Genomic DNA, 20,727 nt, shown 5'->3' with positions numbered 1-20,727 from the left:
GTCAGTGTCACCGCTGGCCGGCCCGGTAGTCGAGAGCGCCGGCAGGTCACCGGCGCGCTCGCCACCCCTCGAAGGAGCCTCGTTGCCCGCGATCACCCACGCCGAGGCGTACCTCGTCGACCTGGAGGTCGAGACCGTACGCACCGACGCCGTCCAGTCGTTCCTCAAACAGGAGACCATCTTCGTCGAGATCCGTACCGACGACGGTGGGACCGGCACCGGTTACGCGTACACGATCGGCACCGGTGGCACCGCGGTCCTCGCGCTGCTGCGCGACTACCTGGTGCCCCGACTGGTCGGCGCGGACCCCCGGCGGGTCGAGGCGGTGTGGCGGGACCTCTTCGCCGCCACCCGCGCGACCACGGTCGGGGCGATCACCTCGCTCGCCCTGGCCGCCGTCGACACCGCCCTCTGGGACTGGCGGTGCCGCGACGCCGGCCAACCGCTCTGGGTGCTCGCCGGTGGCGCCAAGGACCGCATCCCGCTCTACGACACCGAGGGTGGCTGGCTGCACCTGAGCACCGACGAGCTGATCGCCGGGGCGAAGGCCAGCAAGGCGGCCGGCTGGCCCGGCGCCAAACTCAAGATCGGCCGGTCGCCGGTCGAGGACGCGGCCCGGCTCGCCGCCGTCCGGGCCGAGGTCGGCCCCGACTTCGACCTGATGCTCGACGCCAACCAGTCGCTCACCGCCGCCGAGGCGATCCGGCGGGCCCGGCTGCTGGAGCCGTCCGACCCGTACTGGTTCGAGGAACCGCTGCCCGCCGACGACGTCTCCGGACACCGGGCGCTGGCGCAGGCCACCTCGATCCCGGTCGCGGTCGGCGAGTCGATGTACTCGGGCGCCCAGTTCCGCGACTACCTGCACCGGGGCGCCGCCGGCATCGTCCAGGTCGACGTGGCCCGGATCGGCGGCATCACCCCCTGGCTGAAGGTCGCCCACCTGGCCGAGACGTACAACGTCACGGTCTGCCCGCACTTCCTGATGGAACTGCACGTCAGCCTCTGCTGCGCGGTGCCCAACAGTGGCTACCTGGAACACATACCGCAACTGCGCGCGATCACCCGGCGCGAGATCGACGTCGTCGACGGGCACGCGTTGCCGCCGACCACGGTCGGGCTCGGCATCGACTGGGACCGCGACGCGATCGACAACCGGAGAGTCCAGTGAGTGACCAGACCACCACGGTCGCACCGGAGGCGCCGTCGGCGGCCGAGCCTCCGGCGCCACGCAAGCCGCCCGGGATCCCGCTCTGGGCCAACCCGCGCCTCGGGCTGGTCATCCTGCTGATCGCCCTGGTCGTGCTCTTCAGCACGCTGCGGCCGGCGTTCCTCAACACCGCCCTGACCCTGGTGCCGCTCCAGGCCGACATCAGCGTCTACGTCGTCGTCGGGCTGGCCCAGCTCATGGTCCTCTCGCTCGGGCACATGAACATGGCGGTCGGCCGGATGGCCGCGATGAGCGCCTTCGCGATGGGGCTGGCGTACGACCGGCTCGGCGTACCGCTGCTGGTCGGGCTGGTGATCGGACTGGCCGTCGGCACGCTGCTCGGTGCGCTCGCCGGGCTGATCATCTCGCGTACCGGGGTGAACTCGTTCGTGGTCACCCTGGCGCTCGACTTCGCCATGATCGGGCTGATCACGATCCTCTACACCCGGTTCACCGACGGGGTCGCCTTCGGCGGTCAACCGGCGGCGATGACCTCGCTGCGCAACGACACCTTCGCCGACTACTGCACGGGCAACGTCTGCGGCCCGAACGTGCCGCTGGTCGTACCGTTCGCGCTGGTCGCGGCGCTGGCGGTCGGACTGCTGTTCCGGTACGGCCGGCTCGGCCGGGAGATCCTGATGACCGGCGCCAACGCCAAGGCGGCCGAGTTGTCGGGCATCCCGGTCAAGGACCGGGTGGTGCAGGCGCACGCCCTGTCCGGCCTGCTCGCCGGACTCGCCGGCTTCCTGCTGGCGGCGAACAACGGCGCCTTCTCGGCCAACATCGGCGAGGGGTTCCTGCTCCCGTCGTTCCTCGGCCCGGTGCTCGGCGGCACGCTGCTCGCCGGTGGCGCGGTCAGCATCCTGGGTACGGTCCTCGGCGCCACCCTCACCCAGGTCATCTACAAGGGACTCAACCTGCTCCAGTTCCAGCTCGACCAGCTCAAGCTCTACATCGGGCTGGTGCTGCTGGTCGCGCTCTCGCTGGACCGGGTACGCCACTTGCTCGCCGAACGTAGGGGGGTGCGGGCATGACCGTGCTCTACGAAGAGAAGACCGGACGCTGGGGCTCGATCGCCCGGCGGCCCGAGTTCACCCTCGCCGTGATCGCCCTGGTCGGGTTCGTCGCCCTGGCCATCGCCACCGGCGGCAACCTGCTCTCCGCCGGCACCCTCGGCGCGTTCTTCCGGTTCCTCGCCGTACCGATCGTCATCGGGCTCTCCCAGATGGTGGTGCTGGCGATCGGCCAGATGAACCTGTCGGTCGGCGCGCTGACCGGTTTCTGCGCCATGATCGCCGCCTGGGCGATGGTCGAGGCCGGTCTGCCGGCGCCGCTGGCGGTGCTGGTCGCGCTCGCCGTCGGCCTGGTCGCCGGCATGGTCAACGGCGCGCTGGTGGTCTTCACCCGGATCAACGGCTTCATCGTCACCCTGGCGACCATGACCATCATCGAGGGTCTCCGGTACGGGGTGAACGGCCCCGACACCTACCAGGGCTACTCGCCGGGGCTGCGCGAGTTCGGTCGCGCGTCACTGTTCGGGCTGCCGGTGGTGTTCCTGGTCGCGCTCGCCGTCGCCGGCCTGGTCGCCTTCTTCTTCGCCCGTACGGTCACCGGGCGGCAGTTGCTCGCCAGCGGCGGCAGCCCGTTCTCGGCCCGGCTGTCCGGCATCTCCAACGACCGCTCGATCGTGATCGCGCACGCCCTCTCCGGGCTGCTCGCCGGGGTCGCCGCGGTCATCACGGTCGCCTCGTCCGGCTCGGTCAACTCCAGCATCGGCGACGACCTGCTGCTGCCGAGCTTCGCCGCGCCGATCATCGGCGGGGTGGCGCTCACCGGTGGGGCGGTCAGCGTCGCCGGCACCTGCCTGGCCGCGTTCCTGGTCCGGTTGGTGGACGTGTTGCAGGCCCAGTTCGACATCAACCGGCGCTGGATCGACCTGATCGTCGGCGCGGTCGTCCTCGGTGCGGTGCTGCTCGGCACCGTCCGGCAGAAGCTGTTGCGGAGGTCGTCGTGATACTCACGGCCGAGGGCCTGGTCAAGACGTTCCCGGGGGTACGCGCGCTGGACGGCGCCACCCTGCGGCTGGCGGCGGGCAGCGTGCACGCGCTGCTGGGGGAGAACGGCGCCGGCAAGAGCACCATGGTCAAGCTGCTGACCGGGGTGTACCGCCCCGACGGCGGCAAGATCGTGCTCGACGGCAAGGAACTCCAGCTCACCGGTCCGCTGGACGCCCAGCGGGCCGGCATCGGGGTGGTGCACCAGGAACGGAACCTGATTCCCGCGTTCTCCATCGCGGAGAACATCGTGCTGCACCACCTGCCGCGTCGCTTCGGCGTGGTGGACCGGGCCCGGATGCGGGCCGAGGCGCGACGCTGCCTCGCCCTGCTCGACCTGGACCTGGACCCGGACACCCCGGTCGCCGACCTGTCGGTCGCCCACGGGCAACTGGTCGAGATCGCCAAGGCGCTCAGCCTGGACAGCAAGGTGCTGCTGCTCGACGAGCCGACCGCCTCGCTGACCGGGGACGAGGCCGACCGGCTCTACAAGATCGTCCGGAAGCTCCGGGACGCCGGACAGGCCGTGGTACTGGTCAGCCACAAACTCGAAGAGGTCTTCGCGGTCGCGGACGCGGTCACCGTACTGCGGGACGGGCACAGCGTGGCCGAGGCCGAGCCGCTGTCGTCGTACACCCAGGACCAGGTGGTGGACCTGATGGTGGGCCGGGCGTACGCGTCGGTCACGCTCGCCAGGCGCGACGTCGACCCGCAGACCCCGCCGGCCCTGCGACTGGACCGGGTCAGCACCGCCGGTGGACACCGGGACATCTCGCTCGCCGTCCGCCCCGGCGAGATCCTCGGCCTGTACGGGCTGGTCGGCGCCGGCCGCAGCGAACTGGCCAAGGCACTGCTCGGCCTGGACCGGATCACCGCCGGCACGGTCGAGGTGCACGGCAGGCCGGTGCGCATCCGTACGGTCGGCGAGGCGCTGCACCGCTACAAGATCGGGTACGTCACCGAGAACCGCAAGGAGGAGGGGGTCTTCCTCGACCAGCCGATCACCCGCAACATCGGGGTGACGATCTGGCGCCGGATCGCCCGCGCCGGACTGGTCACCGAGTCGGCCGAGCGGACCGTGGTGGCCGAGTACACCGAACGGCTCGGGATCCGGGCCGCCTCCCCGCGTCAGCTCGCCGGGCAGCTCTCCGGCGGCAACCAGCAGAAGGTCAGTCTCGCCAAGTGGCTCGCCGCCCAGTGCGAGATCCTGGTCGTGGACGAGCCGACCGTCGGCATCGACGTACGCACCAAGGCCGCGTTCCACGAGCTGATCGCCGAACTGGCCGGCGCCGGCATGGCCCTGCTGTTGATCTCCTCCGATCTTCCGGAGATCGTGACCCTGGCGGATCGGGTAGCGGTGATGAACGATTTCACCGTTCGTGGTGAACTCGCCAACGACCACGACTACGGCCGGATGAGTCAGGCGATCATCCGGATGATCCACGCTGGACCGGACCGGGAGCAGACGGGCACCGGCCCGGACCGGCCCGATGCAGCAGGGGAGCCAGCCGCGTGAACCCATTCGAACGGACCCGACTCGGTGCCACCGGGGTCGAGGTGACCCGCCTCGGCCTCGGCCTCGCCCCGCTCGGCGGCCTCTACCGGGCGGTCGGCGCCGAACAGGCGTCCGCCACCCTGGAACGGGCCTGGGAACTGGGCTACCGGTACTTCGACACGGCCCCGCTCTACGGCGCCGGCCTCTCCGAGCGGCGGGCCGGAGCGGTGCTGTCCGGCAAGCCCCGCGACGAGTTCGCACTCTCCACGAAGGTCGGTCGACTCCTGGTACCGGGGCCGGAGCAGCCGCGCGGCGGTGGCCGGCACCGGAGCGAGCCGGCCGCCGGTGACCACAACGACGAGATCTGGGCCGAGCCCGTCGACGCCACCCCGGCCTGGGACTTCAGCGCCGACGGCACCCGCCGGTCGTACGCCGAGAGTCTGGACCGGCTCGGCCTGGACCGGGCCGACGTGCTGCACATCCACGACCCCGACGACCACTACGCCGACGCGGTCGCCGGGGCCCTGCCGACGCTCGTCGCGATGCGCGACGAGGGTCGGATCGGTGCGGTGTCGGTCGGCATGAACCAGGCCGACATGCTCGCCGACTTCGTCCGCACCGGACACCTCGACGCGGTCCTGCTCGCCGGCCGCTACACCCTGCTCGACCAGTCCGGTCTGGGCGAGTTGCTGCCGCTCTGCGCGCAGCGGGGCGTCTCGGTGATCGCCGGCGGGGTCTACAACTCAGGCCTGCTCGCCGACCCGAAACCGGGCGCCACCTACGACTACCTGCCCGCCCCGACCGAGCTGCTGGACCGGGCCCTGGCCATCCGGGACGTCTGCGCCAGGCACGGGGTGCCGCTGCGGGCCGCTGCCGCCCAGTTCCCGTTCGGACACCCGGCGGTCGCCAGCGTGGTGCTCGGCGCCCGGTCGGCCGACGAGGTGGCCGACGCGGCGCAGATGTTCGACCACCCGATCCCCGGTCAGCTCTGGCGGGACCTCAAGGACTCCGGGCTGCTGCCCGAGGAGGTGCCGACGCCGTGATCATCGACGCGCACCAGCACCTCTGGACCGCCGACTACGCCTGGCTGGCCGACCCGGCGCTGACCCGGATCCGGCGCGACTACGGCGTCGAGGACCTGCGGCGCAACCTGCTCTCGGCCGGCGTCGACCGGACCGTGCTCGTCGAGGCGGCCCGCTGCGACAGCGCCGAGACCACCGAGTTCCTGGCGCTCGCCGCCGCCACCGACGAGATCGCCGGGGTGGTCGGCTGGGCGTCGCTCACCGACCCGGACCTCGCCGCCACCCTCGCCGGCTACCGGGCCGGGCCCGGCGGGCACCTGCTCGTCGGCATCCGCGACCAGGTGCAGGGGCAACCCGACGATCACCTCGACCGGGCCGACGTCCGCGCCGGACTGCGTACGGTCGCCGACGCCGGCCTGGTCAACGAACTCGTCGTACGGGTCGAGCAGTTGCCGGCGGTGGCCCGGGTCGCCGCCGCGCTGCCGGAGAGCCGGTTCGTCCTCGACCACCTCGGCAAGCCCCGGATCGTGGCCGGTGCCGCCGGGCTGGAGCAGTGGCTGACCCTGACGGCCCCGGTGGCGGCCAACCCGAACGTGGTGGCGAAGCTCTCCGGCCTGGTCACCGAGGCCGACCCGACCGGTTGGACGGTCGAGGACCTGCGGCCGTTCGTGGCCGGCGCGGTCGAACTGTTCGGGTCGGACCGGCTCATGTTCGGCTCGGACTGGCCGGTCTGCGAACTGGCCGCCACCTACACCCGGGTTCACCAGGCGCTGACCGAGATCCTCGGCGGCAGCCCGGCCGACATCTTCGGCACCACGGCGATCAGCACCTACAAGTTGGAGATCGAATGAAGTACATGCGGGTGGGTTCGGTCGGCGCGGAGCGCCCGGTCGCCCACACGGACGGCCGCTACTACGACCTGTCCGGCATCACGGGGGACATCGACGGGGCGTTCCTGGCGGCGGGCGGGGTGACCGACGTGGCCGGGCTGCCGGAGATCGACATCACCGGGCTGCGGATCGGCGCGCCGATCGCCCGACCGGGTGTGGTGCTCTGCGTCGGGCTGAACTACGCCGCGCACGCCGCCGAGTCCGGCGCGGCGAACCCCGAGTACCCGGTCGTCTTCTACAAGGCGCCGAACACCGTCGTCGGACCGTACGACGACGTGCTCGTGCCGCGCGGCTCGACCAGGACCGACTGGGAGGTGGAACTGGCCGTGGTGATCGGCAAGACGGCTCGCTACCTGGCCTCGCCGCAGGAGGCGCTGGCCCACATCGCCGGGTACGCGCTGGCCAACGACGTCTCCGAGCGCGACTTCCAGCTCGCCGTCTCGGGTGGACAGTGGTCCAAGGGCAAGTCCTGCGAGACGTTCAACCCGCTCGGGCCGTACCTGGTCACGCCGGACGAGGTGGGCGATCCGGGGAAGCTCGGGCTGCGCTCCTGGGTCAACGGCGAGCCCCGGCAGGACTCCCGCACCGCCGACATGATCTTCGACGTGGCGTACCTGGTCTGGCACCTGTCCCAGTACACCGTGCTCGACCCGGGCGACCTGATCAGCACCGGCACCCCCGAGGGTGTCGCGCTCTCCGGGCGGTTCCCGTACCTGGCCGCCGGTGACGTGGTCGAGGTCGAGATCGACGGCCTCGGCCGGCAGCGCTCGGCCGTGAAGGACGCCGCGTGATCATCACCGGGGTCGACACGTACGACATCCGGTTCCCGACCTCCCGGGAACTCGACGGCTCGGACGCGATGAACCCGGACCCCGACTACTCCGCCGCGTACGTCATCCTGCACACCGACAGCGGGATCGACGGCCACGGCTTCACCTTCACCATCGGCCGGGGCAACGAGGTGTGCCGGGCCGCGATCGACGCGCTCGTCCCGTTCATCGTCGGCCAACCCGTCGACGACCTGGGCGAGTTCGCCAAGCGGCTCACCCACGACTCGCAGCTGCGCTGGCTCGGCCCGGAGAAGGGCGTCATCCACCTGGCGACCGCCGCCGTCGTCAACGCCGCCTGGGACCTCGCCGGCCGGGTCGCCGGCAAGCCGGTCTGGCGACTGCTCGCGGACCTTCGCCCGGAGCAGATCGTCGACCTGGTCGACTGGCGGTACCTGACCGACGCGCTCACCCCGGACGAGGCACTGGAGATCCTTCGGGCCGCCGAGCCCGGCCGGGCCGAGCGGATCGCCGAACTCGAACGGGGCGGCTACCCGGCGTACACCACCTCACCGGGCTGGCTCGGCTACGACGACGCGAAACTCACCCGGCTGGCGAAGCAGGCGGTCGCCGACGGCTACCGGCAGATCAAACTGAAGGTCGGCGGGAACCGGGACGACGACGTACGCCGGCTCGCCCTGGCCCGGCAGGTCGTCGGGCCGGACATCCGGATCGCGGTCGACGCCAACCAGCGCTGGGACGTGGCCGAGGCGATCGACTGGATGGGTGCGCTGGCCCCGTACGACCCGTGGTGGATCGAGGAGCCGACCAGCCCGGACGACATCCTCGGGCACGCGGCGATCCGGCGCGGGCTGGCTCACGCCACGCCGGACGGGGGACCGGTCCGGGTGGCGACCGGTGAGCACGTGCAGAACCGGATCGTGTTCAAGCAGCTGCTCCAGGCCGACGCGGTCGACTTCGTGCAGATCGACTCGTGCCGGGTCGGCGGGGTGAACGAGAACATCGCCATCCTGCTGCTGGCGGCGAAGTTCGGCCGCCCGGTCTGCCCGCACGCCGGTGGGGTCGGGCTCTGCGAGCTGGTCCAGCACCTGTCCATGTTCGACTACGTGGCCGTCTCCGGCTCCCTCGACAACCGGGTGATCGAGTACGTCGACCACCTGCACGAGCACTTCGTCGACCCGGTGGTGATCGTCGACGGGGCGTACCGGGCACCGAGCCGGCCGGGCTTCTCGGGCGAAATGCGGCCGGAGACCCTGACCCGGTTCGCCTACCCGGACGGGCCCGCGTGGGCCTGATCCACCTCAACCTGTCCACCGGCTGGCCGCCACCGACGGGCTCCGGCCCGGTGGCGGCCGCCAGGACGGCGGACGGCTCCGGCGGACCGGCCGGCACCGGCCGGGCGGGCGATCTCGACGGGCCGCCCGGCACCGGGACGGCGGCTGGTTTCGTCAAGCCGCTCGGCACCGGGACGGCGGGCTGGTTCGACGGGCCGCTCGCGGCGCTGGCGGTGCTCCGGGATGTGGTCAACGGTCCGACCGAGCCGGCCGACGCACCGCTGGCGCTGGTCGCCGGCACCGTCGCCGGGGTGTCCGGGCCGGGGCTGGCCCGGTGCACCGCGATCGGCATCTCGCCGCTGTCCGGCGCGGTCGCCGAAACCCGGGCCGAGGGACCGTACGCGGCCGGGCTGCGCTCGGCCGGCGCCACCGGGGTGATCCTGCACGGCCGGGCCGCGCAACCGGTCTGTGTGGTGGTGGAAGCCGGCCGGGCCCGGTTGGAACCGGCCGGGGCGGTCTGGGGACTGGAGACCGGCCCGGCCACCGACGCCCTGCTCGACCGGTACGGCCACAACGCGGCGGTGGCGGTGATCGGACCGGCGGGTGAGCACGGCGTCCGGTACGCCTCGATCGTCACCTGCCGCGATCATCCGCTGCCCCGCCTCGGACTGGGGGCGGTGCTCGGGGCGAAGAACGTCAAGGCGGTGGTCTGCGTACCCGGCCCCGGTCCGGTGCCGGTCGCCGCCCCGCAGGCGCTGCGCCGGCTCACCGACTGGTACGCCGCCGCCCAGCCCGGTAACCAGCTCACCGCCTGGCAACACGGCGAACCGGGGTTCGGGGTCTGGGACGCCGAACCCGGTTACGCCCCGGTGGCGAACTTCGCCGACACCCGTACCCGTGGCGGGGTCGGCACCGCGCCCGCGCCGCAGCGGGTCGCGGCCTGTCCGGGCTGCCCGACCGACTGCATCAAGGTGTACGCCGGAGCCGGCCTGCACCAGGAGGCGCTGGCGATGCTCGGGCCGAACCTGGGCCTGGCCGACCCGTGGCGGCTGCACGCCCGCTGCCTGCAACTCGGGCTGGACCCGGTGTCGCTCGGCGGCACCCTCGCCGCGGCCGGGGTGCCGGCGGCGCAGGTGCCGGCGGTGGTCGAACGGATCGCCGCCGGTGGCCACCCGCTCGGCGAAGGATCCGCGCGGGCGAACCCGCGCACGGCGATGACCAGCAAGGGTGTGGAGCTGCCGCCGTTCGACCCACGGGTGCAGCCGAACCTCGGCCTCGGGTACGCGGTCGCGCCGATCGGCCCGCGCTACGACATCGTGGAGCACGACCTCGACTTCGACCCGGTGGAGGGGATGCCGCACAGCTACCCGGAGCTGCGCCGGCTCGGGGCGACCGTGCCGCGTGCCCGCGACGTGCTGGACGTGACCCGGACCGCGCAGCTACTGCGCCTGTGGAGTGGCCTCGACGCCCTCGGGGTGTGCGCGTTCGCCGCCACTCCGACCCGACCGCTCACCCTGGACCTGGTCGAGGACCTGGTGGCGGCGGTCACCGGGCACCGGCCGGACGTTCTCGCGCTCGGCGCCGAGCGGCTGCGCCGGCAACGGGAGATCAACCAACGGCTCGGCATCGGGTTGGACGCGGACATCCTGCCGGCCCGGTTCTTCACCGAACCGGTCGCCGCCGGCCGGTACGCCGGATCGGTCCTCGACCGGGCCGCCTTCACCGGTGCGGTGGCGCAAGTGCACCGGGAACTGGGATTCACCGAGCTCGCCTGAACGGGCTCGGCTCGACGTACGAAAGAGGTAGTTGAAGTGGGCGAGTTCGACGGGTTGGTAGCGGTGGTCACCGGCGGCGGGTCGGGTATCGGCAAGGCGTGCGTCGAGGCGTTCGTCGCCGGTGGGGGACGGGTCGGCGTACTCGACCTGAACCCCGGCGAGCAGGGCGGACCGACCTTCGGGGCGGTCGCGGACGTGGCCGACTCCGAGTCGCTGGACCGGGCCATGGCGGCGGTCGCGGAGACGTTCGGCGGGATCGACATCCTGATCAACAACGCCGGGATCAGCGCGGTCGGCACGGTCGAGGCGAACGACGACGCCGAGTGGCAGCGGGTCCTCGACGTCAACGTCATCGGCATCGTCCGGACCACCCGGTCGGCGCTGCCGTACCTGCGCCGCAGTTCGCACGGCGCGATCGTCAACACCTCGTCGATCGCCGCCACCGCCGGGCTGGTGCAGCGGGCGCTCTACTCGGCGTCGAAGGGCGCGGTGCACGCGCTGACCCTGGCGATGGCCGCCGACCTGGTCAGCGAGGGGATCCGGGTCAACTGCGTCGCCCCCGGCACCGTCGACACCCCGTGGGTGGGGCGGCTGCTGGCGAAGGCGGAGGACCCGGCGGGGGAGAAGGAGCGGCTCGCCGCCCGTCAGCCCACCGGCCGGCTGGTCACGGCCGACGAGGTGGCCGGCGCGGTCGCGTACCTGGCGAGCCCGCGTTCCGGCGCCACCACCGGTACGTCGCTCGCCGTCGACGGCGGCATGTCCGGCCTCCGGCTTCCTCGTTCGAAGTAGCGTCCCCGGTCGACGCACCCGCGCAGGGGCCCTCGGATTGCCGGCGAGCCCCTGCGCGGCGTTACGCCACCCCGGCCTGCGCGAGGAGTACGTGTCGCTTCGCGTCGTCGTACGTCACGCCGTGCGCGGTCAGCACTTCGGACATCGGCCCGGGTACGCCGTGCCGCAGCAGCGCCAGCAGCAGGTGACCGGAGTCGATCTCCCGGTGCCGCAGGGCGACCGCCTCCCGCAGGCCCTGTTCGATCACCTTCTTTGCCTGCTGGTCGACGGGTCCGCCGAAGTGGCCCCGGCGGCGGGGCGGCTGCGGTGGGCCCGGTTCGTCCCAGGTGTTCGGCCCGAACGCCTCCTCGACCAGGCGGAACACCTCCTCGGCGTCGATGCCGAGGGCCCGCAGGGCGGTGATCTCGTCGTCGGTGAGGCCGGCCCGGCCGGGTCTGGCTGTCGCGGCGGCGCGCAGCACGGCCGCGGTGACGCCGTATTCGGCCAGCACACGGGCTCCGACGCTCTGCTCGTTGGCGGCCAGCCCGAGCAGCAGGTGCTGCGGGCCCGCCTTGGCCACGCCGGCATCGGCGGCGGCCTGGACGCCGTCGGTGATGACACGGCGCGCGTTCTTGCTGAACCGCTCGAACATGGCTTGCGCTCCTAGTCTCGTGTCCGCTGTGCGTGCTTCTGGTGTACGGCCTGCCGGGTGACGCCCAACGCCTCCGCGATCGCCTGCCAGGCCCAACCGTGAGCGCGGGCGTTGCGCACCTGGAGGGCCTCCAGTTGCTCAACCAGCTTCCGGAGCGCGGCGACGGCCCGCAGGCCGGTGGCGGGGTCGGCGGCGCCGGCCGCGTTGGTGAGTCCCTGGTTCTCGTTCACCCTGTCAAGATAAGTTGACGCACTCGCAGTTGTCAACTTATCTTGACAGCAGCGTGGGTAGGCAGGCGGGTGGCTGGCTGGGCTGTGGCGGATTTGGGCCCCTATGGGGGCAGTGAAACGCCACAGCCCGCGCCGCCACGACCGGGCGGGAAGCCACGCTAGATCGGGTGGATGCGATCGAGTGATCCGTCCGGCTGGACGATCGTGAAGTGCCCTTCGGGCGCCAGGTCGGTGATGAGTGCGGCGAGGCGCAGCGCGAAGTTGAGTGCGTCGGTGCGGTTCGCGTGGACGGCGGCGAGTTTGGTCAGGGCTGCCTCGGCGGCCGGGGTGAGGTTGACGGTGACCTTGGTCAGACTGCTCACGGTGTGCGCCTGACCGGTACCCAGCCGAGGAAGCGTTCGTAGAGGGCTCGTGGGTCCGGTGGTGGTCCGAGGGCCGGGTCGATGGTGTTCAGATCACCGAGGGCGTCGACGAACTGGGTGGCGAGGTAGAGGGTCCGGCCCGATCGGATCCGGCTCGGCGGTAGCTCGCCGGAACCAACGCCATCGCATCGTGTGCTCCCTTCGCAATGAGGAACGCGACGATCGAGAAGCCAAATGCGGGATGGCATTCGATCGCCGCGTCCATCACCGAAGGTATGGTGTTGGTGACTCGTTGGCGGTCACGTAACGGGGAACTACCCCGCTGTGGGGTAGTCAGGCGACGCAGATCCGCTCGGCCAGTGGTCGGAGTTCGGGTCTGATTGTCGGTGTTTCGCGTACGAGGAGTTCTCGCACCAATGCCCGCATGACCAGGTTGAGGTGTGACTCCTCCGGAATCGCCTGGTCCGCTCGCACCAGCATGTGTACGGCGGCCAGGTCGTCGCGTTGGGTCGCGTACCCCCTTGCCAGGTGGATGTAGTGCGAGTGCTGGCGCTCCCGGCTGGGCGAGCGGGTGACGTCGACCCGTTCGGCGATCCGCAGCACCTCGGCCGGCCGGGACAGTTCCAGTGCGACCGCTCCCCGGTGTACGCCGACGTTGATCGGACCGAAGTAGAGGTGGTGCCACAGTGTCTCGCCGGTGGTGCCGGCGGTCCGCTCCGCGAAGGCGAGCGCCGCCTCGGCCCGGCGGTCGCTACCCAACCGCGCTTCCTGCACCGAGAGCATGAGGTGCAGCGCACCGAGCAGGGCGATCCGCTCCTCGTTCTGGTCATCGATTCTCACCAGGTCAGCGGCAGCGTCCCGGCAGAGCACCCCGGACTCCTCCGCGTGCCCGGCAGCGGACAGAACATTCGCCATATGCCAAGCGGCCGCCGCCCGATAGATCGGATCGTCCGCCTCGGCGGCTGCTGCCAGTGCCCGGTCGGCTCCCAGTAGCGACACATCCAGTGCACCGATGCGCTTGCCGAACGCCCGCACCAACATCATCAGGTCGGCGGTCGCCCGTTGCGCCCCTCGCCGCTGCTCCCCGTCGACTGCGGCAACGGTGGCACGAGCCTTGGTGATCAGCTCGGGCAACACCGAACCCGTACGCGAGTACCGATCCCCCGAGTCGTACCAGGCGTTCCAACTCCACTCGATCGTCCGCCGTAGCCCGTCCAGATCCGGTGGCCCGTCAAGCTGCGGCGCGTAGGCGTACAGCGCGGCACGCACGGGAGCGACGGTTTCGTGCTCCGCCTGTTCATCGGGAAGGCTGCCCACGGGCAGGCCGGTCAGCCGGTAGAGATCGCGGACCTTGAGGATCCGGGCGATCTCGATCCAGTCGCCCAACGAGGTGACCGACCGCTCACCGGACTCCCACTTGCGCCAGGCGGAGACCGTCACGCCCTTGAGTTGCGCGGCCACCTCTTGCGTGATGCCGGCTCGCTGACGGTAGAGCTTTATGCGCTGGGCCGGCGTCATGCCGGGGTCGCTTCCCAGGTCCACGAGATTCCGCCTCCCGCGTGCGGTCGCCCAACCTCTGACGGTACTCCCGACTGCATCACCCGAACGCGGACAGTACCCAAGCTGGATCAGCGAGTCACAAGTCTCTGGTGACCATTCCCGACGTAACGCCAACGAGCCACGACCTGCCCGGCGCCTAGGATTGATCCATGATCGCTGAGCTTCAGTGTGTGGTGCTGGACTGCCCTCGTCCGGTGGAACTTGCCGAGTTCTACCGGACGCTCCTCGGTGGCGAGGTCAATCGGCCGGATCCGCAGTGGGCGGTCGACGACGACTGGGCGACATTGCACACGCCGTCCGGCCTCGTCCTGGCCTTTCAGCGGGTGGCGGACTACCGGCCACCGATGTGGCCCGATCCGGCCCGGCCCCAGCAGTTCCACCTGGACTTCCGTGTCGCGGACCTGGATGGTGCCCAGGAGCAGGTGTCGGCCCTGGGGGCGACGGTGTTGGACGACGGACCGGACGGGCGGGGCTGGCGCATCTACGCCGATCCCGCAGGGCACCCGTTCTGCCTGGTCCGCCACTGACGAACGGATGCCTCGTAGCGCTGGTGACCGTCCGTCATTGTCGACGCTACCCGGACACTGCGGCGGACGTATGAAGTGTCAATCTCGTACATCATTTTCGATGTACCAATGCAAAAGATGATGTACGAGTCGAAGGCATCAATTTCCCCGGCGGCGTCACGCTGTGTCGCCGGGGCTGGTCAGCGTGTCGTGCGCGACGAGGCGGCTGAGTGCCGAACGAGCCGCCCTCTCAGATCTGCGGGGTGAGCCGGTTGGCGATCTCCGGGGGTACGACGCCGTGCGCGGCCCAGTCCGCCAGTGCGGATCGCCCGACCAGACTGATCCTCAGCTCTCGGGCCAGCTCCACGCCGTCTCCCGCCGTGAAGCGACCGTTCGTGACGAGCATGCAGAGCTGGCCCTGGTGAATCGTGTGGCAGGTGCCGGCGAAGCGTTGGATGGCCGCGCTTCCGACCGGGTTGGTCCAGTCCTGACGCTTGCACTGCACGACCACCCGCCGACCGTCCGGCGTACGGGCGAGGATGTCCGCGCCCCGGTCGCCCGTACGGCCGCAGACCTGGACCTGGGTGAACCCGGATCGGGCGAGCAGAGCGGCCACCCACTGCTCGAACTGCTCTCCGCTCATGGCGTCGGTGGCCGCGATGGAGCGCGCCGACTCCGCCTCGATCGCCCGTTGCCGGGCGCGTTCCCGGAGCCAGAACCGGAGTACGGCGATGCCGACCGCGACCAGGGCCAGGACGATCAGGCCGGACCACACCGGGTGCCGCTCGACGAACTCCGCGACGGCCAGCACCAGGAACAGTGCCGGGAGAGCGGCCAACAGGACCCAGCCCGCCCGACCGTCCAACGGGCTGCCACCACCACCTTTCAGGTATCGAACGGTGGAGCGACGCCCCCGACCTCGGCGGTAGTGGGACCTGACGCGGGTGCCGTCGCGACGGCGGTACGAGCGGACCCGGTGCATCGTGGCTCCTTGGCGGCGAGGGATCCCCTACTCTCCGCTGTGGCTACGACACTTCAGTGTTGTCGGCATCGACCGGATCCGTCATCCGCGAAAGCTGGCATTCCGCCCGGACCGGAGGACGGACCCCGGCGCCAGCTATGACCGGGCGGTGAAGGTCAGCTCGGTGTACTCGGCCACCGGGCCGAAGCCGAGTCGGGTGTAGAGCGCGATCGCGGCGGCGTTGTCCGCCTTCACGTTCAACGCGATCCGGTCGACGTCCGCCAGCAGTCGGCGGCACAGTGCGGCCACCGCCACCGAGGCGAGCCCCCGGCCACGGGCCTGCGGATGGGTGGCCACGTTGCCGAGCGCCGCCACCCGGTAGCGGGGCGAGAAGACGTGCACGCCGGCCACCGCCAGCAGATCACCGTCGCGCCGGACCCCGACGTACGGGCCCTGCTCGACCATCTTGGGCACGAACGAGTGTGCCGGGTAGGCCAGCTCGTAGAACGCGGAGAGTTCGGGCAGGTCGGCAACGGTCAGCTCGACCACCTCGGTTTTGTCCTGCGCGCCCGACCACCGGTCCAGCCGGGTCGGGTCGGTCAGTGCCATCTTCAGGTGCGGCCCGTTCGAGTCGGCCGTGAACTCCGGCTCCAGCGCCGTCGTCACGCCGGGGGAGAGGTGGGCGTAGAACCGGCGCGGCAACAGCGGCCGCAGGTCCGACACCAGTTCGGTCAGTGCAACCGCGCGGTCCGGGGTGTCCAGGGCCAGCAGGATGGGCAGGCCCGCGCCGTGGAAGACCAGCGCCAGCGCCTCGCCCCGCCGGTACCAGGTTGTGTACGGCCAGAAGCGCTCGTCCAGATCACCCAGCTCGTACGCGCGCAGGTCCGGCGTACGCAGTAACAGGTCGGCCAGTTCGGCCCGGTCGTGCACACTCTCCACCGGCATCCAGAGATGATCACACAGGCGTTACCGCAGCAGCACCGGGCCCGCGTCGATCCGGGTCCGCATCAGCAGGTACGGCTTCTGCCGGCGGTCCACCCCGCCCTGGTAGGTCGGTTGGCGGTGCAGTTGATTGGCGGTGACGTACAGGTATCCGTCGGTGGCGATCGACATGGTGTCCGGCCAGAGCAGCCGAGGATCGCGGGCGACCGTCTCCAGCCGCCCGTCCGGGTGCCGGCGCAGGATCGCGTTCTGCTCGTACCCGGTCAGGTAGATCCGTCCGGCGTCGTCGCTCTCCAACCCGTCGGAGGCGGTGCCCTTGTCTCCCTCGTCGACGACCGTCGCCGCCACCTCGGCGTCGTCGAGTCCCCGGTCGAGCAGCGCGTCCACCGAGACGCTGTGCAGCCGTCGGGAGGTCAGCGGGCAGTAGTAGAGCCGGCTGCCGTCGGCGGAGATGGCGATCCCGTCCGACCCCATGGTCAGTGGCTTGGGCGGACCGTCGGCCGGCCGCATCAGGAACTCCCGCCCCTCCACCAGCGGGTGGAACACGGCGAGTGGTTCGGTCTTGGTGGACGGGTGGTCGTGCAGGCGTCGCCACGCCTCGCCGGTGGCCAGGTCGACCACGATGATGCCGTTCGGGCCGTTGCCGCTGGAGTCGGTGACGAAGGCGGTGCCGGCGGCGCCGCGCCGCAGGTCGAACCGGACGTCGTTGATGTACGAGGTGGGCAGGGCGACATCGGCGGGCAGCAGGATCTGCTGGGTGACGCTGTTGGTGGTGAGGTCGACGCAGACGAGTTTCGGCCCGCCGTACCGGGTGGGGGCCAACATCGGGCTGCCGGTGTCGACCACCCAGAGCCGGTCGGCGGGGTCGACCACGACGCACTGGACCGAGACGAACGCCTCCGGGTCGTCGTCGCCGGTCGGGCTGTTCCACGCGATGTCCGGATAGGGGTGGGTGTCCCCGTCGCGTACCTCGGCGACGGAGGCGGTGACCTTGTCGCCCCACTTCGGGAAGTTGACGAAGATCCGGCCGGTGTGCGAGACGGCCACCCCGGTCGGCATCGGCCCGGTGAAGGTGGCGACCACCTCCAGGTCCCCGTAGGGCTCGTCGGTGGCGAAGTGGTCGCTCATCAGCCGTACCCCCTTGGTGTGGTCACACTAGTTGCCGGTACTTCCCCGATTCGTCCGGCGGAAACCAGTCCGTCCTGGTGGGGTCTACCGGTCCGCGGTCCCGGAGTGGGCCAGCTCCCGGTCCAGGTCGTCGTCGGCGGTGTCCAGCGCCACGCCGAGCCGGTCGGCGTCCCGGCCGCCGGCGGATCTCGCCCGCCGCCCGCAAATCGGGCGACATCGGCGGCCATCCCCGCCAGGATGGCCGGTGTGGAAGAGGTTGAAGTCGTCGTCGCCCACAGACAGCGGGCGACGCTGCGCGTCGGCGACGTGTTCCTCAAGGTCGACGGCGACCCGGCGCACGCCGACGTCGAGGTGCGGGCGATGGCCATGGCGCCGATACCGACCCCGGCGATCCTCTGGCGCGAGCCACCTGTGCTCGCGATCGCCGCCGCGCCCGGCAAGGCGCTCGGCATCCTCGGCGAACCGTCGGCCGCGTCGCCCGCAGCGTGGGCTGCGGCGGGTGCCGCCATACGACGGCTGCACGATGCGCCGTTGCCGCCGTGGCCGGGGCCCAGGCTCGACGACGTGGCGGCGGAACTCGACCGCGAGTGCGCGTGGCTGCTCGCCAACGCCGTTCTGCCCGCCGAGGTGATCCGGCGCAACCGGGAGATCGCCGAGGGGGCGCTCCGGCCGTGGAGACCGGTGTTCATCCACGGTGACCTGCAGATCACCCACGTGTTCGTCGACGGCGACGAGGTCACCGGCGTCATCGACTGGTCCGAGGCCGCCCCCGGCGACGCCATGTTCGACCTCGCCATCTTGACGCTCGGGCACGAGGAACGCCTCGACGACCTGCTTGCCGGCTACGGTGCCGGCGCGGACCGGGACGTGATCCGCGCCTGGTGGTCACTGCGCAGCCTGGTGGCGTCGCACTGGCTGATCGAGCACGGCTTCGATCCGCACGCGCCGGGGTGCGAATTCGACGTGCTCAGATCCCGGATGCAGGAGCCCTAGTCTGTATCCGGGCTGGGCCACGCCGCCACCCGGCCTCAACTTCGATACAGCCCCTGGCGGGCAAGGCCCGCCAGCTCGTAGTCGGGCCGCAGGCCGGCGGCGGGGCTGATGGAGCCGCCGGCCTGCGGGTTTTCCCGTGGAACGCCAACTGCGCGGGAGACGTCCCGGGGGTCTTACAGTCCGGCGGCGTGCGCGGCGGCGGTGCCACCGACCACGGGCAGGACGATGTTGCTGCTCTTCAGCGCGACCTCGATGTTCGCCCGGCTCTGGTCGGCCTGGCTGGAGTACTGCGGGTAGCTGCCGACGATGATCACGCCGATCCGGTGACCCGGCTGGAAGACGTAGTCCTCCGGCAGCAGCGGGAAGTCGAAGTTGTACGCCTGACCCGGCACCAGCGGCACCGCGGTCCGCAGCGACTGCCGGTTCTGGGCGTCCATGATGCCCTTGGTGACCAGCTCGTAGTCGGCCGTCGCCACCCGCTTCTGGGTCTGCTTGTAGCAACCGTCGTCGGTCGGGCTGCTCTCGCCCCAGCAGTCCTGGGTCTCCAGCGTGATGATGCCCTCGCCCGAGGCCCGGTGGTTGACCCGCTCGGCGGTGCCGTAGTCGACCAGGATCGCACCGAAGTTGGTGTCGGTCTGGTTGGCCGAGGCCCGCAGCTGCACGACCGGCGTACCGGAGATGTGCAGCGGCGCGGTGAGCGGAGCGGACAGGAACGCCAGCCGGTTCGGCTGTACCGCGTCCGGGTTCAGGATCATCGTGTTCTGGCTCTGCGTCGGGCTGTCCGTGAACGCGCCGTTGACCGGCTTCGTCGTCGGGACCAGGCCGAGACCACCGGCACCGGTGGTACCCGGCTGGAGGAAGATCTCGGTGTCGGTCTTGCCCGGCACCGGCCAGTCGGCGTAGGTCTCCCACACGTCGGCGGAACGCTCCAGGTCGACCCGGGGCTCCTCCATGATGCCGTTCTGCACACCCTGGAGCCAGAAGTCGAACCAGCGGTGCAGGGTGTTCACCCACACCTCGCGGCGGGAGTCGAACGGGTCGACGTGACCCTCCTGCGACAGCCACAGCTTGCGCGGCACGTTGTTCTCGGCCAGCGCGTACCAGAACTTGCTGAAGTGGTCCGGCCGTACGTTGTCGTCGTTCAGGCCGTGGTAGAGCAGCACGCTCGCGGTGACCTTGTCGACCTTCTTGACGTAGCTGCGCTCGTTCCAGAAGGAGGTGTAGTCACCGCTCTCGTCACCGTCGACGGCGGCCATCGCGTCCCGGGTCGGCTTGCAGTAGTCCCGCCGCTCCGGGTTCGTGACCGTGTTGGCCAGCGACGCCACGTAGCTGTTGCCCCGGGTGATGACCCCGTTGCTGCGGACGTAGTCGTAGTACTCGGTCGGACCGCTGATCGGCACGATGGTGGTGAGGCCCTTGACCCCGGTCACCGCCGTCGACATGGCCAGCGAGCCGTCGTACGACTTGCCGATCATGCCGGTCTTGCCGTTGTGCCAGTCCGCCTTGACGACCTGGCCGGCGGCGTTGCGGGCGGTGGCCCGGCCGTTCAGCCAGTTGATCGCCTGCTTGGCGCTGAGGTTGTCCTCGTTGGCGTTGGTGGTCGGGCAACCCGTCGAGTTGTTCGTGCCCACCATGTCCAGCAGGATCACCGCGTAACCGCGCGGCACGAAATAGTTGTCGTAGAACAGCGGCCACTTGTCGTTCAGGCCGTCGCCGTCCAGGTCGGCCTTGCACTCGGACTCGTTGCCCCGGCAGACCGTCGAGTAATAGGGGCTGGCGTCCATGACGACCGGAACCTTGAGGCCATTCGCGGTGGCCTTGGGGCGCATCACATCGAACGCGATGATGTCGCGCAGCCCGTCGTTGTCACTGTCGAAAGTAGAGTCGATGAAAAGTCGTTCCCGGATGGCGTCGGCGTAACCGAAGACCGGCTGCGTCACCCCGTCCTGTACGACGATCGCGGGAGTGTCGACCGCGAGCGCCTGTGGCGCCGCCCCGACGACGGCGAGCGCGGCCACGGGCAGTACGGCGATACCCGTACGCCACAGCCTGCTGATGCGACCCATGCAGTTCTCCTTTTAGGTCAGAAGCCTCGGTAGGTTAGGCGGGAGGATGCACGG

Annotated in this window: 21 protein-coding genes; 12 read left to right on the top strand and 9 right to left on the bottom strand. The window is 70.9% G+C overall.

Translation table 11 applies throughout. The annotated features are described in order from the left end of the window. Nucleotides 1–82 precede the first annotated feature (82 nt). Genes ACZ6QQ_RS12435 through ACZ6QQ_RS12390 form a run of 10 tightly spaced genes read left to right on the top strand, consistent with a single transcriptional unit; the run spans nucleotide 83 to nucleotide 11,294 of the window. Entirely contained in the window at nucleotides 83–1,168 is a 1,086-nt protein-coding gene (locus ACZ6QQ_RS12435) for a mandelate racemase/muconate lactonizing enzyme family protein (RefSeq protein WP_465876068.1), read from the top strand. Then, nucleotides 1,165–2,241, top strand: a complete 1,077-nt coding sequence (locus ACZ6QQ_RS12430; protein ID WP_465876067.1) for an ABC transporter permease — start codon at nucleotides 1,165–1,167, stop codon at nucleotides 2,239–2,241. Before ACZ6QQ_RS12435 ends, ACZ6QQ_RS12430 begins: the two co-directional genes overlap by 4 nt. Then, entirely contained in the window at nucleotides 2,238–3,221 is a 984-nt protein-coding gene (locus tag ACZ6QQ_RS12425; RefSeq protein WP_465876066.1) for an ABC transporter permease, read from the top strand. The genes ACZ6QQ_RS12430 and ACZ6QQ_RS12425 overlap by 4 nt, the downstream gene beginning before the upstream one ends. Beyond that, entirely contained in the window at nucleotides 3,218–4,777 is a 1,560-nt protein-coding gene (locus ACZ6QQ_RS12420; RefSeq protein WP_465876065.1) for a sugar ABC transporter ATP-binding protein, read from the top strand. Before ACZ6QQ_RS12425 ends, ACZ6QQ_RS12420 begins: the two co-directional genes overlap by 4 nt. Further along, entirely contained in the window at nucleotides 4,774–5,799 is a 1,026-nt protein-coding gene (locus ACZ6QQ_RS12415) for an aldo/keto reductase (protein ID WP_465876064.1), read from the top strand. Before ACZ6QQ_RS12420 ends, ACZ6QQ_RS12415 begins: the two co-directional genes overlap by 4 nt. Further along, entirely contained in the window at nucleotides 5,796–6,629 is an 834-nt protein-coding gene (locus ACZ6QQ_RS12410) for an amidohydrolase family protein (RefSeq protein ID WP_465876063.1), read from the top strand. Before ACZ6QQ_RS12415 ends, ACZ6QQ_RS12410 begins: the two co-directional genes overlap by 4 nt. Then, nucleotides 6,626–7,459 carry a fumarylacetoacetate hydrolase family protein gene (locus tag ACZ6QQ_RS12405; RefSeq protein WP_465876062.1) on the top strand — a complete coding sequence of 278 codons (834 nt, stop codon included), beginning with the start codon at nucleotides 6,626–6,628 and terminating at the stop codon, nucleotides 7,457–7,459. The genes ACZ6QQ_RS12410 and ACZ6QQ_RS12405 overlap by 4 nt, the downstream gene beginning before the upstream one ends. Continuing rightward, on the top strand, nucleotides 7,456–8,751 hold the full coding sequence (locus tag ACZ6QQ_RS12400; protein ID WP_465876061.1) for an L-fuconate dehydratase: 1,296 nt from the start codon (nucleotides 7,456–7,458) through the stop codon (nucleotides 8,749–8,751). Before ACZ6QQ_RS12405 ends, ACZ6QQ_RS12400 begins: the two co-directional genes overlap by 4 nt. Then, nucleotides 8,742–10,505 carry an aldehyde ferredoxin oxidoreductase N-terminal domain-containing protein gene (locus tag ACZ6QQ_RS12395; protein ID WP_465876060.1) on the top strand — a complete coding sequence of 588 codons (1,764 nt, stop codon included), beginning with the start codon at nucleotides 8,742–8,744 and terminating at the stop codon, nucleotides 10,503–10,505. Before ACZ6QQ_RS12400 ends, ACZ6QQ_RS12395 begins: the two co-directional genes overlap by 10 nt. Nucleotides 10,506–10,541: 36 nt before the next feature. After that, nucleotides 10,542–11,294, top strand: a complete 753-nt coding sequence (locus tag ACZ6QQ_RS12390; protein ID WP_465876059.1) for an SDR family NAD(P)-dependent oxidoreductase — start codon at nucleotides 10,542–10,544, stop codon at nucleotides 11,292–11,294. Between the two features lie 61 nt (nucleotides 11,295–11,355). On the opposite strand, the gene ACZ6QQ_RS12385 is transcribed toward ACZ6QQ_RS12390, so the two are convergent. The 5 genes from ACZ6QQ_RS12385 to ACZ6QQ_RS12365 all read right to left on the bottom strand — a co-directional run bounded on the left by ACZ6QQ_RS12385 (nucleotide 11,356) and on the right by ACZ6QQ_RS12365 (nucleotide 14,035). Next, nucleotides 11,356–11,925: a Clp protease N-terminal domain-containing protein gene (locus tag ACZ6QQ_RS12385; protein WP_465876058.1), complete on the bottom strand. Its 570-nt coding sequence runs from the start codon at nucleotides 11,923–11,925 to the stop codon at nucleotides 11,356–11,358. An 11-nt stretch (nucleotides 11,926–11,936) separates the two neighbouring features. Then, nucleotides 11,937–12,155 carry an RNA polymerase subunit sigma-70 gene (locus ACZ6QQ_RS12380; protein ID WP_465876057.1) on the bottom strand — a complete coding sequence of 73 codons (219 nt, stop codon included), beginning with the start codon at nucleotides 12,153–12,155 and terminating at the stop codon, nucleotides 11,937–11,939. A 158-nt stretch (nucleotides 12,156–12,313) separates the two neighbouring features. Next, a complete protein-coding gene (locus tag ACZ6QQ_RS12375) occupies nucleotides 12,314–12,517 on the bottom strand; it encodes a hypothetical protein (RefSeq protein WP_465876056.1) in 204 nt (67 codons plus the stop codon). A gap of 88 nt (nucleotides 12,518–12,605) precedes the next feature. Beyond that, nucleotides 12,606–12,785 (bottom strand): hypothetical protein, encoded by a 180-nt coding sequence (locus ACZ6QQ_RS12370; protein WP_465876055.1) that lies wholly within the window; start codon nucleotides 12,783–12,785, stop codon nucleotides 12,606–12,608. A gap of 65 nt (nucleotides 12,786–12,850) precedes the next feature. Next, nucleotides 12,851–14,035, bottom strand: a complete 1,185-nt coding sequence (locus ACZ6QQ_RS12365; protein ID WP_465876285.1) for a helix-turn-helix domain-containing protein — start codon at nucleotides 14,033–14,035, stop codon at nucleotides 12,851–12,853. 191 nt (nucleotides 14,036–14,226) lie between these two features. Here ACZ6QQ_RS12365 and ACZ6QQ_RS12360 point away from each other — a divergent pair, with 191 nt between their 5' ends. Next, nucleotides 14,227–14,604: a VOC family protein gene (locus ACZ6QQ_RS12360; protein WP_465876054.1), complete on the top strand. Its 378-nt coding sequence runs from the start codon at nucleotides 14,227–14,229 to the stop codon at nucleotides 14,602–14,604. A gap of 229 nt (nucleotides 14,605–14,833) precedes the next feature. Here the strand turns inward: ACZ6QQ_RS12360 and ACZ6QQ_RS12355 are convergent, their stop codons facing one another. The 3 genes from ACZ6QQ_RS12355 to ACZ6QQ_RS12345 form a co-directional block, all read right to left on the bottom strand. After that, nucleotides 14,834–15,448 carry a restriction endonuclease gene (locus tag ACZ6QQ_RS12355; RefSeq protein ID WP_465876053.1) on the bottom strand — a complete coding sequence of 205 codons (615 nt, stop codon included), beginning with the start codon at nucleotides 15,446–15,448 and terminating at the stop codon, nucleotides 14,834–14,836. 252 nt (nucleotides 15,449–15,700) lie between these two features. Next, nucleotides 15,701–16,489 carry a GNAT family N-acetyltransferase gene (locus ACZ6QQ_RS12350; protein WP_465876052.1) on the bottom strand — a complete coding sequence of 263 codons (789 nt, stop codon included), beginning with the start codon at nucleotides 16,487–16,489 and terminating at the stop codon, nucleotides 15,701–15,703. A gap of 21 nt (nucleotides 16,490–16,510) precedes the next feature. Further along, nucleotides 16,511–17,614 (bottom strand): L-dopachrome tautomerase-related protein, encoded by a 1,104-nt coding sequence (locus ACZ6QQ_RS12345; protein ID WP_465876051.1) that lies wholly within the window; start codon nucleotides 17,612–17,614, stop codon nucleotides 16,511–16,513. A 237-nt stretch (nucleotides 17,615–17,851) separates the two neighbouring features. On the opposite strand from ACZ6QQ_RS12345, the gene ACZ6QQ_RS12340 reads away from it, so the two are divergent. Then, the gene (locus ACZ6QQ_RS12340) at nucleotides 17,852–18,607 is read left to right on the top strand and encodes a phosphotransferase family protein (protein WP_465876050.1); all 756 of its coding nucleotides are present in this window, start codon (nucleotides 17,852–17,854) and stop codon (nucleotides 18,605–18,607) included. Nucleotides 18,608–18,780: 173 nt separating this feature from the next. Here ACZ6QQ_RS12340 and ACZ6QQ_RS12335 read toward each other — a convergent pair whose 3' ends face one another. Beyond that, the gene (locus tag ACZ6QQ_RS12335) at nucleotides 18,781–20,673 is read right to left on the bottom strand and encodes a CocE/NonD family hydrolase (RefSeq protein WP_465876049.1); all 1,893 of its coding nucleotides are present in this window, start codon (nucleotides 20,671–20,673) and stop codon (nucleotides 18,781–18,783) included. Between the last annotated feature and the right edge of the window lie 54 nt (nucleotides 20,674–20,727).

The sequence above is a fragment of the Micromonospora sp. NPDC049529 genome, assembly GCF_055586685.1.
This window is presented reverse-complemented; position numbering and strand designations above follow the sequence as displayed.